The following is a 12,657-nucleotide window of genomic DNA, read 5'->3' as shown; positions in this document are numbered from 1 at the left end:
ACATGCACTCCCGGCCACAAGCCGCAGCTGACCTGACCTGACAACATCGAAGCCAACACTATGAAAAAAACCCTGTTCCTCCAGGCCCCTTCCTTCGATGGCTTTGACGGCGGCGCCGGTTCGCGCTACCAGGCCAAGCGCGAGATCAAATCGTTCTGGTATCCGACCTGGCTGGCACAGCCTGCCGCGCTGGTGCCCGGCAGCCGCGTGCTGGACGCACCTGCCGACGAACTGACGCCGCAGCAGACGCTGGATATCGCCGTCGAGTACGACCTGGTCATCCTCCACACCAGCACGCCGTCGTTCCCGACCGACGCCAAGTTCGCCGAGGAGCTCAAGCAGCGCAAGCCGGGCGTGATGATCGGCATGGTCGGCGCCAAACCTGCGGTCGACCCGGGCGGCACCCTCGGTGCGAGCGACGCGATCGACTTCGTCTGCCGCGAGGAATTCGACTACACCTGCCAGGACGTGGCCGCCGGCAAGCCGCTCAAGGACATCCTGGGGCTGTCGTACCGGCTGCCCGATGGCTCGCTCGAGCACAACGGCCAGCGCCCGATGATCGAGAACATGGACGAGCTCCCCTTCGTGGCGCCCGTCTACCAGCGCGACCTGAAGATCGAGAACTACTTCATCGGCTACCTGAAGCACCCCTACGTGTCGATCTACACGGGGCGCGGCTGCCGTTCGCGCTGCACGTTCTGCCTGTGGCCGCAGACCGTGGGCGGGCACCGCTACCGCACGCGCTCGGCCGAGAGCGTGATTGCCGAGGTGAAATGGATCAAGGAGAACATGCCCGAGGTGAAGGAAATCATGTTCGACGACGACACATTCACCGACTTCAAGCCGCGCGTGGAGGAAATCGCGCGCGGGCTCGGCAAGCTGGGCGTGACCTGGTCGTGCAACGCCAAGGCCAACGTGCCTTACAGCACGCTCAAGATCATGAAGGAAAACGGCCTGCGCCTGTTGCTGGTTGGCTATGAGTCGGGCGACGACCAGATCCTGCTGAACATCAAGAAGGGCCTGCGCACCGATATCGCGCGCCGCTTCACCGAAGACTGCCGCAAGCTTGGCATCCAGATCCACGGCACCTTCATCCTGGGCCTGCCCGGCGAGACGCAGGAAACCATCGAGAAGACCATCGCCTACGCCAAGGAGATCAACCCGCACACCATCCAGGTGTCGCTGGCGGCGCCGTACCCCGGCACCACGCTGTACCGGCAGGCGGTCGACAACGGCTGGCTTGAAGAGAACAAGGTCATCAACCTGGTCAACGACAAGGGCGTGCAGCTGGCGGCGATCAGCTACCCGCACCTGTCGAAGGAAGAGATCTACGGCGGCGTGGAGCGTTTCTACAGGCAGTTCTACTTCCGTCCCGGCAAGATCTGGGCGATCGTGCGCGAGATGCTCGGCAGCTGGGACATGATGAAGCGGCGGCTGCGCGAAGGCGTGGAGTTCTTCCGCTTCCTGCGCTCGCGCGAGGCCTGATCCTGCCGTCTCATCGCACTGCCGACGCGCGTCCCGCGCGCGGCCTGATCATCACCGCAGACGACTTCGGCCTGCATACCGCGGTCAACGAGGCGGTGGAACTCGCGCATCGCGACGGCGTGCTCAACGCGGCCAGCCTGATGGTGTCCGCGCCCGAAGCCGCCGACGCCGTGGCGCGCGCGCGGCGCCTGCCTTCGCTGCGCGTCGGCCTGCATGTGGTGCTGGCCGATGGCCCGGCGATGCTGCCGCGCACGGCCATTCCCGATCTCGTCGATGCGCACGGCCGCTTCGGCTCGGCCATGGCGCGCGACGGCTGCCGCTTCTTTTTCCTGCCGCATGTACGCCGCCAGCTCGCCGCGGAAATCCGCGCGCAGTTCGAAGCGTTCGCCGCCACCGGGCTGCCGCTCGATCACGTCAATACGCACAAGCATTTCCATCTGCACCCGACCGTGCTGTCGCTGATCCTGTCGATCGGCCGTGAATTCGGCCTGCACGCCGTGCGGCTGCCGCTGGAAGCCGATGCGCCGCTGCTGTTGCGCCCGTGGCTGGCGCTGCTGCGCCGGCGGCTGCGGCGCGCGGGCATCGCGCACAATGACTACGTGGTCGGCATCGCGCGCAGCGGGGCGATGGATGAAGCGGTGCTGCTCGCCGCGCTCGCGAAGCTGCCAGACGGCATCGGCGAAATCTACCTGCATCCGGCTGTGACGTCGGGTGCCGCTATCGCATCAACCATGGCCGGCTACCGGCACGCGGACGAACTGGCGGCGCTGCTGTCGCCGCGCGTGCGCGCAGCCCTCGATGCGGCCGGCGTGCGGCGCGGCGGCTTTGCCGACGTGCTGGCCACGGTCTGATGGCTCTCGCATGAAACGCATCGCCTACCTGACCGGCCTGCTGGGGCTGTTCGCACTGACCGCGCTGGTGATCCATGAGGGCCTTGGCGATATCGCCACCGTGATGGCGCAGGGTGGCTGGCTGCTCCTGCTGCTGGTGCCGCTGCATGCGCTGCCGCTGCTGCTCGATGCGCAGGGCTGGCGCGTGCTGCTGACGTCCGCCGATCCCGAGGAGAAAGCGGGTCTTGGCTTTCTCTTGTGGGTGGCCAGCGTGCGCGAAGCCGTGGGCCGCCTGCTGCCGACCATGAGCATCGGCGGCGAGCTGGTCGGCGTGCGGCTGAGCCGGCTGCGCATCCACGACACCACGGCCGTCACCGCCACCATCGTCGTCGAGGTCATGGTCACGCTGTTCGCGCAGTACCTGTTTTCGGCGCTGGGCGTGCTGATGCTTATCGCAGCGCTGCATGACAGCGGCCAGGCCTGGATCATCCTGGCCGGGCTGGTGCTGTCGTTGCCCGTGCCGGTGGTATTTGCGCTGTCGCTGCGCCATGCGGCGTTGTTCGAAAAGCTGGAAGGCGCCGCGCGCAAGCTGTTCGGCCAGGACCACCGCATCGTCGCCATGATCGACGGCGCGCGGCTCGATGCCCAGATCCGCGCGCTCAACCGGCGCTGGCGCGAACTGCTGGCGGCACTGGCCTGGCAATTCGCCGGGCTGGTCAGCGGCACGCTCGAAATCTGGTTCGCGCTGATGCTGCTGGGGCACCCTGTCCCGTTCTGGCAAGCCTTCGCGATCGAGTCGCTCACGCAGGCCGTGCGCCACATGGCGTTCTTCGTGCCGGCCGGGCTGGGCGTGCAGGAGGCCGTGGTGATGCTGCTGGGCCAGGCGCTGGGCATGGACGCCCATGTGTCGCTGGCGCTGGCGCTGGTCAAGCGCGCGCGCGAGGTGCTGTACGGCGTGCCCGCGCTACTGTCATGGCAATGGGTGGAACTGCGCCGCTGGCGGCGCGAGACGGCCAGCGGCACCGCGCCGTAGGCCGTGGCTCCAGGCCTAGCCGGCCTGCCGCGCGTTATGGTCGACGAGGTACTTCACCAGCCCGTCGACACCGCCGCGCGCGACGATGTCGGCGAACTGCTTGCGGTACACCTCGATCAGCCACGCGCCCATCATGTTGATGTCGTAGATCTTCCAGCCGCCTGACGTGCGCTGCAGCCGGTAGTCGATCTGCATTTCGTCGCCGTTGTTGAGCACGCGCGATTCCACCACCACGTCGCCCGATCCTCCGCCGGGGTGCGCCGGCTTGAAGCGGAACTTGACGTTCTGCTCGCGCAGCTGTGCAAGCGACACCGCATAGCTGCGCACCAGCAGCGTCGTGAATTGCTCGTTGAGCTGCTTCTGCTGTTCCGGCGTGGCATTGCGCCATGCGCTGCCGACCGCCAGCCGCGTGGTGCGGCCGAAATCCGTATAGGGCAGGAATTGCTTCTGGACCACTGCGGTGATCTTCGCGAGGTCGCCGCTGCGGGTCTCGGGGTTGGTCTGGATGGTCGTGATCACGCCTTCGACCGCCGCCTGCACCAGGCGCTCCGGTGCGGCCTTGAGATCGCCGGGCTGCACGGTCTGCGCCTGCGCCGTGGCCACCATGGCGACCGCCGCAACCGGTGCAAAGGAAATCAAGCCGAATCTGTTCATGCTGATGTGTGCTGCAAGATGCGTTTGAAAAAGGCTCCAGACGCCACGCCGCATCGCGCCCGGATGCCGGGCCAGTATAGCGGAACGAAGCTGCCGCCCCTGGCTGCGCCTCATGCGCCATGCGCCCGGGCCGATCGCGTGCCAGCCGGTATACTCGCGGCTCAAGCCCTGTCCCGAGCACGCCATGCTGACTTCGCTGCTGACCCGCCTCGTCAGGCTCGCCACGATCCGCGCCTGGCTGGTGATCGTGGCCGCCTTGCTGCTGACCGCTGCCAGCGGCTTCTATGTGGCGCGGCACTTCGCCATCAACACGGACATCGGCCGCCTGCTGGAATCCGACGCGCCGTGGGCCCGGCGCGATGCGGCCATCGGCGATGCGTTTCCCCAGCGCGGACAGATGATCCTGGCCGTGGTGCAGGCGCCCGCGTCGGAACTGGCCGATGCCGCCGCCAACGAACTCGCCGATGCACTGCGGCGCCATCCGGAGCACTTCCGCTCCGTCAGCCAGCCCGGCGCGGGCGAGTTCTTTGCGCGCAACGGCCTGCTGTTCGCACGCACGGCCGAAGTCGAACAGGTCACGCAGCAACTCGTCCAGGCGCGCCCGCTGCTGAACCAGCTCGCGCACGACCCGACGCTGCGCGGACTGTCCGACACGCTTGCCGCCACGCTGGGCCTGCCGCTGACGATGGGCCAGATCAAGCTGTCCGATATGGACGCTTTGCTGGGCGCGAGCGCGGGCGCGCTGGAGCAGGTACTGGCAGGCCAGCCGGCCGCAATGTCGTGGGCCGGCCTGCTCGACGACAGCCTCAAGCCGGACAAGGAGGGACGCGTCTTCAGCTTTGTCTCGGTCAGCCCCGTGCTCGACTACAGCGACTTGCAAGCCGGCGCTGCCGCTGCCGATGCCATCCGCGCCACGGCCGCCGAACTGAAACTGGCGCAGCGCTACCAGGCCAGCGTGCGCCTGACCGGCCCGCAGCCGCTCGCCGACGACGAGTTCGCCTCGGTCAGCGACGGCGCCGCGCTCAATGGCTTGCTGACGGTGCTGGTCGTGGTGCTGATTCTCTGGATGGCGTTGCGCTCCGTCCGCCTGATCCTGGCGGTGCTGGCCAGCCTGTTCACGGGCTTGCTGATGACTGCCGCACTGGGCCTGGCCATGGTGGGTGCGCTCAACATGATCTCGGTCGCCTTCGCGGTGCTGTTCGTCGGCCTTGGCGTGGACTTCGGCATCCAGTTCGGCGTGCGTTATCGCGCCGAACGCCATGATCGCGACCATATTGCAGAGGCGCTGGAACATGCCGCACAGGCAACCGCGCTGCCGCTCACGCTGGCCGCCGCGGCCACGGCGGCGGCGTTCTTCTGTTTCCTGCCCACCGACTTCCGCGGCGTCGCGGAACTGGGGCAGATCGCAGGCGTCGGCATGATGGTCGCGTTCCTGACGACGTTCACGATGCTGCCTGCCCTCATCCAGGTCCTGAAGCCGCGCGGCGAAGCCGAGGCGCCGGGCTTTGGCTGGCTGGCCCCGGCCGACGCGTTCTTCGAGCGCTACCGCAAGCCGGTGCTGCTGTTCACGTGCGCCGCCATCCTGCTGGGATCGCCGCTGCTGCTGCGCCTGCGCTTCGACTTCGACCCGCTGCACCTGAAGGACCCGCACTCGGAATCGATGGCGACGCTGCTGGCGCTCAAGGATGCGCCGGAAGCAGGCACCGACGATGTCACCGTACTGGCCCCCTCGCTCGATGCCGCGCGCGAGATCGCGGCCAGGGTCTCGCCGCTGCCCGAAGTGGCGCGCGTCGTCACGCTGCAGACCTTCGTTCCCGACGACCAGCCGGCCAAGCTCGCGGCCATCGGCACGGCGCGCACCGCGCTGATGCCCGTGCTCACGCAGCAGACCGCCACGCCAGCCAGCGACATGGCACGCGTGAATGCGCTGCGCAATGCGTCGCGCCAGCTTGCCATCGCGGCGGACGAACATCCGGAAGCCGGCGCCGCGCAGGCAACCCGCCTGTCGAAGGCGCTGAAGCGGCTCGCAGACGCCGATGCCGCCACGCGCGACCGCGCCGAGCAGGCCATTGCCCTGCCGCTGCGCCTGGCCCTGGGCCGCCTGCGCCTGATGCTCGATCCGCTGCCCGTCTCGCAGCAAACCCTGCCGAAGGAGATCGCGCGCGACTGGCTGACCGCGGATGGGCGCGCGCTGGTCAGCATCACGCCAAGGCTGCCGCAGCAGGACGGCATCGAACGCGAAGCCGCGCTCAACCGCTTCATGGATGCGGTGCTGCGCGTCGAGCCGAACGCAACCGGCGGCCCGATCGCCATCCGCGGCTCCGCCGATACGATCATGGGTGCCTTCGCGCAGGCCGGCGGCTGGGCCGTGCTGTCCATCACGATCCTGCTGTGGATTGCGCTGCGCCGGTTTGGCGATGTGCTGCGCACGCTCATCCCGCTGTTGGTGTCAGCCATCGTCACGCTGGAACTGTGCGCGGCGTTCGGCATTGCGCTGAACTTCGCCAACGTGATCGCGCTGCCCTTGCTGCTCGGCATTGGCGTCGCCTTCAAGATCTACTACGTGATTGCATGGCGCCATGGCAAGACCAAGCTGCTGCAGTCCAGCCTCACGCACGCCGTGCTCTACAGCGCCGCCACCACCGCCACGGCGTTCGGCAGCTTGTGGCTGTCGCAGCATCCCGGCACCGCGAGCATGGGCAAGCTGCTGGCGCTGGCGCTGATGTGCACGCTGGCCGGCGCGGTGTTCTTCCAGCCGATCCTGATGGGCCGCCCGCGCGAACACGTGCACCGGCCCCACGCAACACCCGTTGAATAACGATAACTAGACGATCACTACCGCGACTCATCGCAGCTCCATGCCGCTCCCCTCAATGACGCGCCAGCCCGTACGGCTGGCATGCCTCGCTCTTGTTCCGCTGCTTGCGGCCGGCTGCGCCACCGGCCCGCAGGCCAACCCCGATGACCCGCTCGAACCGATGAACCGCGTGGTCTTCAAGGTCAACGACAAGCTCGACCAATACGTCGCCACGCCGGTGGCCAAGGGCTACCGCGCGGTCACGCCGCAACCGGTGCGCACCGCGGTGACCAACTTCTATTCGAATATCGCGGACGTGGGCAACTTCGCCAACAACCTGCTGCAGGGCAAGGGCGTGGATGCGGCCGAGAGCCTGATGCGGGTGGCCATCAATTCCGTGCTGGGGATCGGCGGGCTGATCGACATTGCCACGCCGGCCGGCCTGCAGAAGCATTCGCAGGACTTCGGGCTGACGCTGGGCACGTGGGGCGTGCCGTCCGGCCCCTACCTGGTGCTGCCGGTGTTCGGCCCGAGTTCGTTCCGTGATGGCGTGGGCTTGTATGTGAATTTCTGGTTCGACCCGACCACCTATGCGGAACCGGCCGTGCGCAACTCGCTGTACGGCCTCAATGTGGTGGACGTGCGCACCAACCTGCTTGGCGCGACCGACCTGCTCTCACTGGCGGCGCTGGACAAGTACGCCTTTGTGCGCGATGCCTACGTGCAGCGCCGGCGTTACCTGCTGGACGGCGGCAATAGCAAGCTGCCGGACTACGGCGAAGACGAGGAAGCGGAAGGCGCGGCCATGCCATCGCCCGCCTCATCTCCCCCACCGGCATCCGCGCCGGGCGCTGAGCCGGCAGTGCCCGCGGCGCCCGCTTCCGTGACACCGCGGCAATAGCGTTCAGGCGCCGGGAAACTCAGCCGCCGATGCCCAGCAGCACCACCTCGAACGTGAGCGTGGCATTCGGCGGAATCGTGCCCGGTACGCCGCGCGCACCGTAGGCGGTCGCCGCCGGGCAGGTCAGCTTGGCCTTGCCGCCGACCTGCATGGTCTGCACGCCTTCGGTCCAGCACGGAATCACGCGGTTCAGCGGGAACGAGATCGGCTGGCCGCGCTTGTACGAGCTGTCGAACTCCGTGCCGTCGGCCAGCGTGCCGCGGTAATGCACCTGGACCGTGTCGGTGGCCTTCGGCGACGGGCCGGTGCCCTTGACCAGGTGCTGGATGGTCATGCCCGAGGGCAGCGTCTGCGGCGCCGCGGCGGCCGCCGGTGCCGAGGCGCCCGGTGCGGCCGCGATGGCGGCGCAAGCGAAGGTCATGGCGCTGAGAAGCAGAGCAATTCGTTTCATGAGAGGTCCGGTGCAGCGGCGTAGTGGAATGAGCGGGCAGTGTAACTGACGCCGATGGCGGCTGGAGTCGGGATGGGGTTGCTGGGAATGACTGGGTTATCGTTCTTGGCGGGCGCGGCTGTTTCGCCGGCGGAGCCGGCGACTTACTCTTTTGTCCGAGCGACAAAAGAGTAAGCAGAAAAACGCGTTTACTTGCCCTAACGGGCGAATATTGATCGTAGTGCGCTGAGGGTGTTGTACGGGTATTCGCTTCAGAGTCTGCCCCGCTGCCTGCCGCGTGGAGCGCGTCCGCATGCAGGCTCTCCAACAATGATTGAACCAGCCCCGAACCTGTCCGTGGCCCGACACTGCGAGCGCTGTCGCATCATCGCCTACGGCTGCGCTGCGCGCGGCTCAGTAAAGAACAAGACGTCAGAGGAGAAGAGGAAAGAGGGAAGCAATGGCGCCGGCGCCGATGATGTCTCTGAGCAACCGACTAGTGAGCCGCGCAGCAGCCGAAGGCGATGATGCGATGACGCTGGAAGCAGGGGCCACGGACAGGTTCGGGGCTGGTTCAATCAGCGCCTGAAAGCCTGCATGCGGATGCGCTCCATGCGGCAGGCAGCGGGGCACGCTCTGAAGCGAATACCCGTACAACACCCTCGGCACACTACGATCAATATTCGCCCGTTAGGGCAAGTAAACGCGTTCTTTGGTTACTTTCTGTCGCTCGGACAGAAAGTGACTCGCCGGCTCCGCCGGCGAAACAGCGGCGCCTGCCAAGAACGACACCGCGAACACGACCTCCCACAATGGGCCCGCGCAGGCTAGCGCGGGCCAGTCGAAGACTTCAGGTAAGTACGTTGAAGACCAAGCCCAGCGCAATAGCCGCGCCAATTGTTTCCACCGCCGCCAGCGCGAGCAGATTCTTCACAATGAACGCATCTTCCTGCTTGGTCACCATGGTGTAGTCTCCGTAGGAATTCATGTCCGACTGGAAAGCGATGGGGCCAACCGTTGCAGCGTGCAGCCCGATCTTCCATCCAGCCACGTCTTGTGCGCGTTTCCAGTAGACTCCAACGCCAGCGCCGGCGAAAGCTGGCACAAACCCGAATATTGCGGCGGCGTGAACCGGCACAAAGTATGGTGTTGCCGCATGACGCCAGGCTTCAGAAAATGCCGGAACGGCCGAAGCTATATGAGGCAGGCGCAGGCCTGTGTTGATCCCTTTCCGATTGTTGACCGGCATGGAACCCCAGGAACCCCTCTCGTTCGAATTCGTTTCCGTAGAGGAAGCGAAAAAGATTCTGGACGGCGCACCGCCCGAGCACGCAGCGCCGGACTGGCCCAGCCTGCGACGGCCCGTGCCGCCCGACACGCTGGCCCTGACGCCGGTGGCAGTACGCTGGCTGGCCTCGCTGCCACCCGAAGCCCGGCCCCTGGAGCTGTGCCGCCGTTTTCCGCGCATCGGCAACCAGCTCGCCGCGTTGTGGAGCCATCCCGATGGCACCCTGGCCTATCTTGAAGACCTGCTGATCGACAATCGCGGCGGGCGCCAGGGTTTTCCCGGCGGCATTGCGCTGGAGCTCTCGCGGCTGCAGGAACACCTGCGGCCACCGCAGGCGTAGCGCTAATACTGGCCTTCGCAGCGTACCGCTTGCATTCCCCGAATCCTCTGGTAGAATGCGCAGCTCACTTGCCCAGGTGGCGGAATTGGTAGACGCACTAGGTTCAGGTCCTAGCGGTGGCAACACTGTGGAGGTTCGAGTCCTCTCCTGGGCACCAAGATTTGGAAAAGGCTTGCTTCGGCAAGCCTTTTTTCATTGGTGCGCGCGATCTCAGCAGTGGACCAGCACATTGACGAGCTTGCCAAGCGGATCGCGCACGTAGAAGCGCCGCACACCCCACGGTTCCAGCGCGGGGCCGTACTCCACCGCAATGCCGGCTGCCCGCACGCGCTCGAGCGCCGCGTCAAGGTCATCGACCTCGATCGACAGGTCCGGCACCGGCGTTCCCGAGCCACCTTCCGAAGCCACGCTGATTTGCACCGACATGGACTCGTGCGAGCCATAGGTGGCAAGCCATCCGTGATCCATCAGCAGTTCCAGGCCCAGAACGTCCCGATAGAATGCACGAGCCGTATCGAGATCCGGCGCAAAGAGATTCGCGACAATGCGTTTGACTTTCATGGCACTCCGGCGGCAAGTTGAATGGCAGCCCGCATCGCCGGCTGCCCGCATCACGAAAGTGCCGATGATGACACGGAACGGCAAGCCCGGATGACGGGCCGCTTCCGCAATCGGGCCGCTTCAGCGCGCCTTTTCGTCAGGCGGGCGCACCTGGTCGATCTTTGCCCCGCCCGTCCCCTTGCGCGGGCTGCCATGAAGGCCGGAGGTCGAGGTCTTGCCGGCGGACTCGGAGTCCGGCCGCGAGGCAGGCTTTCCCGGCAAGCCCGCGCCTGTTGCAGGCGGCTGCGGCGTGTCGTTCAGGCCCTTGCCCAGCCCGCCGGGATTGTCAGCCCCTTTGCGCGTGGCCGCGGGCGCGCTGCCCGGCGCCATGGGCCCGATGATCCTGCTGTCCTTCGGGCCGTAGTCGGCACGGTTCGACGTGTCCTGGGCCAAGCCCGGCACGCTGCAGCACAGGGCCATCGCGGCGATCGCGGCGGATGCCGCACAACGCATGTCACGCATGGTCGCTACCTGCGATGATGGGCCACGGCTTCGGAAACCTGCGCGGGATCCTCGTAGCGTTTTTCGGGAATGCCTTCCAGCGCATCGACGATCGCGTCGTCGGCGCCGCTGTCACGCGCGGCCGAAACCAGCGCGCCGCGCGTGGCCGGATAATCGACGCCCTTCAGCGCCTTCTGCAGCGCGATCGGGTTCGGCTGGTTGCGGGCAGAGTCACCCTTGCCTCCGTTGTCGCCCTTGTCTTTGTCGCGTTCCATACCATTGCCTCCATCGGTTCTCCTGCACGGCAAAACGTTCCGCGCAGGCTGCATGCCTGGCCTTGAGGGACGCAAAGCCCATGCCGGAATCGAAGCACGTCTGCCGCGATGGACGACAAAAGCCATCACGCGACGCAGCCCATCCGGGACCGCGCCGCGTGGAAAGAAATTGCATCGGGGAGGTGCGCGGATTGCAAAACCCGCGCAGCGCTCACGACCAGCCGTCGCGAATGCGCATGATGGTCTGGCGCGACACGCGCAGTGTCCGCGCCAGCTCGCTGATCGACGTGCCGACACGGATGGCGGCGCGGATTTCTTCGTGCATGTCGGGTTCCAGCAAGGGCTTGCGCCCCAGTTTCGCGCCGCGATCGGCGGCCTCCTGTGCGCTCAGCTTCATGCGCGCACTGCGCCCCTGGCGCTCAAGCCGCTCAATGGCGTGCAGGGTGCGCATGGCCACGGAGCCGGGTGCGGTCAGGTCGTCATCGCCGACTTCGACACAACACACACGCACGCCCAGCGCGCGGCAGCGCTGCGCCGTGGCAATGACGTCACGCATGTTGCAGCCAAGGCTGGGGAGCGTAGCGGTAAGGATCGTGTCCCCCGCGCGCAGGCGCCGCAGCATTTGCTGGAACGCCGGACGCTGCAGGGCCGGCCCCGTTCCCGACGTGCGCTCCCACCACGCGTTGCCGATATTCACGACGTAACCCGCAGCGTCCAGCGCCATGCATTCGCTTTCAAACTCGCTGAGGCTTCCTGCCTGATTCGTATAGAGATACATGGACGGCATTCGATCTCCTTGCCGTTTGCCGGCGGCCTGACACCCTTACGGTGTCCGGAATCGTAGCATTCATAACGGCTCGCCGATATGTCAGCACAGCTCAACCTTTCTTACCATCTCGTTAAGACACTGAAACAACAAGGATCGGTTGCACTGCGAATGCAAACCGGCCGCGACTGGAGACAGAAAGTGCCGATGACGACGCAGCAATATTACGATCATACGGTCGAAGGTTCCGCAACGCTGCTCTCCGACGATACCTGGCAGGCTGCCGGCTGCGTCGTGCATGCCGGCGCCGTGCTGGTTGAGTCGGGCACGCTGGGCCTTTTCCGGACCCGTGAACGTGCGCAGGCCCAGGGGCTGGCCTGGGCCAAGAGCTGGATCGACATGCATCCGGACTCCGAAATCAGCGCACCCGAACCCACCGCCGACGACGATGCCGGCACGCTCCAGCCCGAGGCCGCCGTGCGTGTGCGCACGGCGCCCGACTGTACATCCAAGCGATTGTTCGATATCGAAAGGCATATCGCCGAAGTCCGCAGCAACATCCGTCGCCAGATTCGCTTCACGCGACAACTCCGCGAAGATGGGCTGCCGACCGCGTTTACCGAGATGCTGTTGCACACCTTGTGCCAGACCGTGATGTCGTTGCGCGCGCAGCGCAACCGGCTGCGGCAGCAGACCAACGCCGCCTCGAGCTCGCGCTCGCGCAGCCGCTAGGCGGGACAGCGGAAGGACTGAAAGCCCGAAAGCCAGAAAGAAGAAAAAGCGAAAAGTCATCGGCGCCTGGAACCGCCCCGGAGAA

General features: G+C 66.3%; 14 protein-coding genes and 1 tRNA gene. 8 read left to right on the top strand and 7 right to left on the bottom strand.

Features of this window, described 5'->3' with window-relative positions; genetic code table 11:
• Window positions 1-60: 60 nt before the first annotated feature.
• From hpnJ to ACIGJB_RS18030, 3 genes are read left to right on the top strand one after another with little or no spacing between them, the layout of a single operon-like run.
• The gene (gene hpnJ, locus ACIGJB_RS18040; protein ID WP_483733674.1) at window positions 61-1,485 is read left to right on the top strand and encodes a hopanoid biosynthesis associated radical SAM protein HpnJ; all 1,425 of its coding nucleotides are present in this window, start codon (window positions 61-63) and stop codon (window positions 1,483-1,485) included.
• 44 nt (window positions 1,486-1,529) lie between these two features.
• Window positions 1,530-2,336 carry a hopanoid biosynthesis-associated protein HpnK gene (gene hpnK, locus ACIGJB_RS18035; protein WP_483734712.1) on the top strand — a complete coding sequence of 269 codons (807 nt, stop codon included), beginning with the start codon at window positions 1,530-1,532 and terminating at the stop codon, window positions 2,334-2,336.
• Between the two features lie 10 nt (window positions 2,337-2,346).
• Window positions 2,347-3,348, top strand: a complete 1,002-nt coding sequence (locus ACIGJB_RS18030; RefSeq protein WP_483733673.1) for an HpnL family protein — start codon at window positions 2,347-2,349, stop codon at window positions 3,346-3,348.
• A 15-nt stretch (window positions 3,349-3,363) separates the two neighbouring features.
• On the opposite strand, the gene ACIGJB_RS18025 is transcribed toward ACIGJB_RS18030, so the two are convergent.
• Complete coding sequence (locus tag ACIGJB_RS18025) at window positions 3,364-4,002, bottom strand: MlaC/ttg2D family ABC transporter substrate-binding protein (RefSeq protein ID WP_483733672.1); 639 nt, start codon at window positions 4,000-4,002, stop codon at window positions 3,364-3,366.
• Window positions 4,003-4,186: 184 nt separating this feature from the next.
• Between ACIGJB_RS18025 and hpnN the strand changes: the two genes are divergently transcribed.
• Entirely contained in the window at window positions 4,187-6,820 is a 2,634-nt protein-coding gene (gene hpnN / locus ACIGJB_RS18020) for a hopanoid transporter HpnN (RefSeq protein WP_483733671.1), read from the top strand.
• Window positions 6,821-6,860: 40 nt separating this feature from the next.
• On the top strand, window positions 6,861-7,700 hold the full coding sequence (locus ACIGJB_RS18015; protein ID WP_483733670.1) for an MlaA family lipoprotein: 840 nt from the start codon (window positions 6,861-6,863) through the stop codon (window positions 7,698-7,700).
• A 19-nt stretch (window positions 7,701-7,719) separates the two neighbouring features.
• Here ACIGJB_RS18015 and ACIGJB_RS18010 read toward each other — a convergent pair whose 3' ends face one another.
• Together ACIGJB_RS18010 and ACIGJB_RS18005 are read right to left on the bottom strand one after the other, a co-directional pair.
• Complete coding sequence (locus ACIGJB_RS18010) at window positions 7,720-8,151, bottom strand: FKBP-type peptidyl-prolyl cis-trans isomerase (RefSeq protein WP_483733669.1); 432 nt, start codon at window positions 8,149-8,151, stop codon at window positions 7,720-7,722.
• 829 nt (window positions 8,152-8,980) lie between these two features.
• The gene (locus ACIGJB_RS18005; RefSeq protein ID WP_483733668.1) at window positions 8,981-9,379 is read right to left on the bottom strand and encodes a hypothetical protein; all 399 of its coding nucleotides are present in this window, start codon (window positions 9,377-9,379) and stop codon (window positions 8,981-8,983) included.
• Between ACIGJB_RS18005 and ACIGJB_RS18000 the strand changes: the two genes are divergently transcribed.
• The gene (locus ACIGJB_RS18000) at window positions 9,378-9,758 is read left to right on the top strand and encodes a hypothetical protein (RefSeq protein ID WP_483733667.1); all 381 of its coding nucleotides are present in this window, start codon (window positions 9,378-9,380) and stop codon (window positions 9,756-9,758) included. The two genes, ACIGJB_RS18005 and ACIGJB_RS18000, sit on opposite strands and share 2 nt — an antisense overlap.
• A 70-nt stretch (window positions 9,759-9,828) precedes the next feature.
• Window positions 9,829-9,915 (top strand) — tRNA-Leu (locus ACIGJB_RS17995).
• A gap of 53 nt (window positions 9,916-9,968) precedes the next feature.
• Here ACIGJB_RS17995 and ACIGJB_RS17990 read toward each other — a convergent pair.
• The 4 genes from ACIGJB_RS17990 to ACIGJB_RS17975 all read right to left on the bottom strand — a co-directional run bounded on the left by ACIGJB_RS17990 (window position 9,969) and on the right by ACIGJB_RS17975 (window position 11,861).
• Complete coding sequence (locus ACIGJB_RS17990) at window positions 9,969-10,319, bottom strand: VOC family protein (protein ID WP_483713345.1); 351 nt, start codon at window positions 10,317-10,319, stop codon at window positions 9,969-9,971.
• A 120-nt stretch (window positions 10,320-10,439) separates the two neighbouring features.
• Window positions 10,440-10,820: a hypothetical protein gene (locus ACIGJB_RS17985; protein ID WP_483733666.1), complete on the bottom strand. Its 381-nt coding sequence runs from the start codon at window positions 10,818-10,820 to the stop codon at window positions 10,440-10,442.
• Window positions 10,821-10,825: 5 nt separating this feature from the next.
• Entirely contained in the window at window positions 10,826-11,074 is a 249-nt protein-coding gene (locus ACIGJB_RS17980; protein WP_483733665.1) for a DUF2795 domain-containing protein, read from the bottom strand.
• Between the two features lie 211 nt (window positions 11,075-11,285).
• Window positions 11,286-11,861: a recombinase family protein gene (locus ACIGJB_RS17975; RefSeq protein WP_483733664.1), complete on the bottom strand. Its 576-nt coding sequence runs from the start codon at window positions 11,859-11,861 to the stop codon at window positions 11,286-11,288.
• Between the two features lie 78 nt (window positions 11,862-11,939).
• Here ACIGJB_RS17975 and ACIGJB_RS17970 point away from each other — a divergent pair, with 78 nt between their 5' ends.
• The gene (locus ACIGJB_RS17970; RefSeq protein WP_483733663.1) at window positions 11,940-12,572 is read left to right on the top strand and encodes a hypothetical protein; all 633 of its coding nucleotides are present in this window, start codon (window positions 11,940-11,942) and stop codon (window positions 12,570-12,572) included.
• The last annotated feature ends 85 nt before the right edge of the window (window positions 12,573-12,657 follow it).

This window comes from Cupriavidus sp. C2SS-8b (assembly GCF_057073745.1).
The sequence above is the reverse complement of the archived record's forward strand: the minus strand, read 5'-3'. Positions and strand labels throughout refer to the sequence as shown.

Excerpts from the sequence above, each read along its gene's own strand:
- hpnJ (WP_483733674.1), top strand. The coding sequence starts at position 61 with ATGAAAAAAACCCTGTTCCTCCAGGCCCCTTCCTTCGATGGCTTTGAC.
- ACIGJB_RS18030 (WP_483733673.1), top strand. The coding sequence starts at position 2,347 with ATGAAACGCATCGCCTACCTGACCGGCCTGCTGGGGCTGTTCGCACTG.
- ACIGJB_RS18025 (WP_483733672.1), bottom strand. The coding sequence starts at position 4,002 with ATGAACAGATTCGGCTTGATTTCCTTTGCACCGGTTGCGGCGGTCGCC.
- hpnN (WP_483733671.1), top strand. The coding sequence starts at position 4,187 with ATGCTGACTTCGCTGCTGACCCGCCTCGTCAGGCTCGCCACGATCCGC.
- ACIGJB_RS18015 (WP_483733670.1), top strand. The coding sequence starts at position 6,861 with ATGCCGCTCCCCTCAATGACGCGCCAGCCCGTACGGCTGGCATGCCTC.
- ACIGJB_RS18010 (WP_483733669.1), bottom strand. The coding sequence starts at position 8,151 with ATGAAACGAATTGCTCTGCTTCTCAGCGCCATGACCTTCGCTTGCGCC.
- ACIGJB_RS18000 (WP_483733667.1), top strand. The coding sequence starts at position 9,378 with ATGGAACCCCAGGAACCCCTCTCGTTCGAATTCGTTTCCGTAGAGGAA.
- ACIGJB_RS18005 (WP_483733668.1), bottom strand. The coding sequence starts at position 9,379 with ATGCCGGTCAACAATCGGAAAGGGATCAACACAGGCCTGCGCCTGCCT.
- ACIGJB_RS17990 (WP_483713345.1), bottom strand. The coding sequence starts at position 10,319 with ATGAAAGTCAAACGCATTGTCGCGAATCTCTTTGCGCCGGATCTCGAT.
- ACIGJB_RS17985 (WP_483733666.1), bottom strand. The coding sequence starts at position 10,820 with ATGCGTGACATGCGTTGTGCGGCATCCGCCGCGATCGCCGCGATGGCC.
- ACIGJB_RS17980 (WP_483733665.1), bottom strand. The coding sequence starts at position 11,074 with ATGGAACGCGACAAAGACAAGGGCGACAACGGAGGCAAGGGTGACTCT.
- ACIGJB_RS17975 (WP_483733664.1), bottom strand. The coding sequence starts at position 11,861 with ATGCCGTCCATGTATCTCTATACGAATCAGGCAGGAAGCCTCAGCGAG.
- ACIGJB_RS17970 (WP_483733663.1), top strand. The coding sequence starts at position 11,940 with ATGTCAGCACAGCTCAACCTTTCTTACCATCTCGTTAAGACACTGAAA.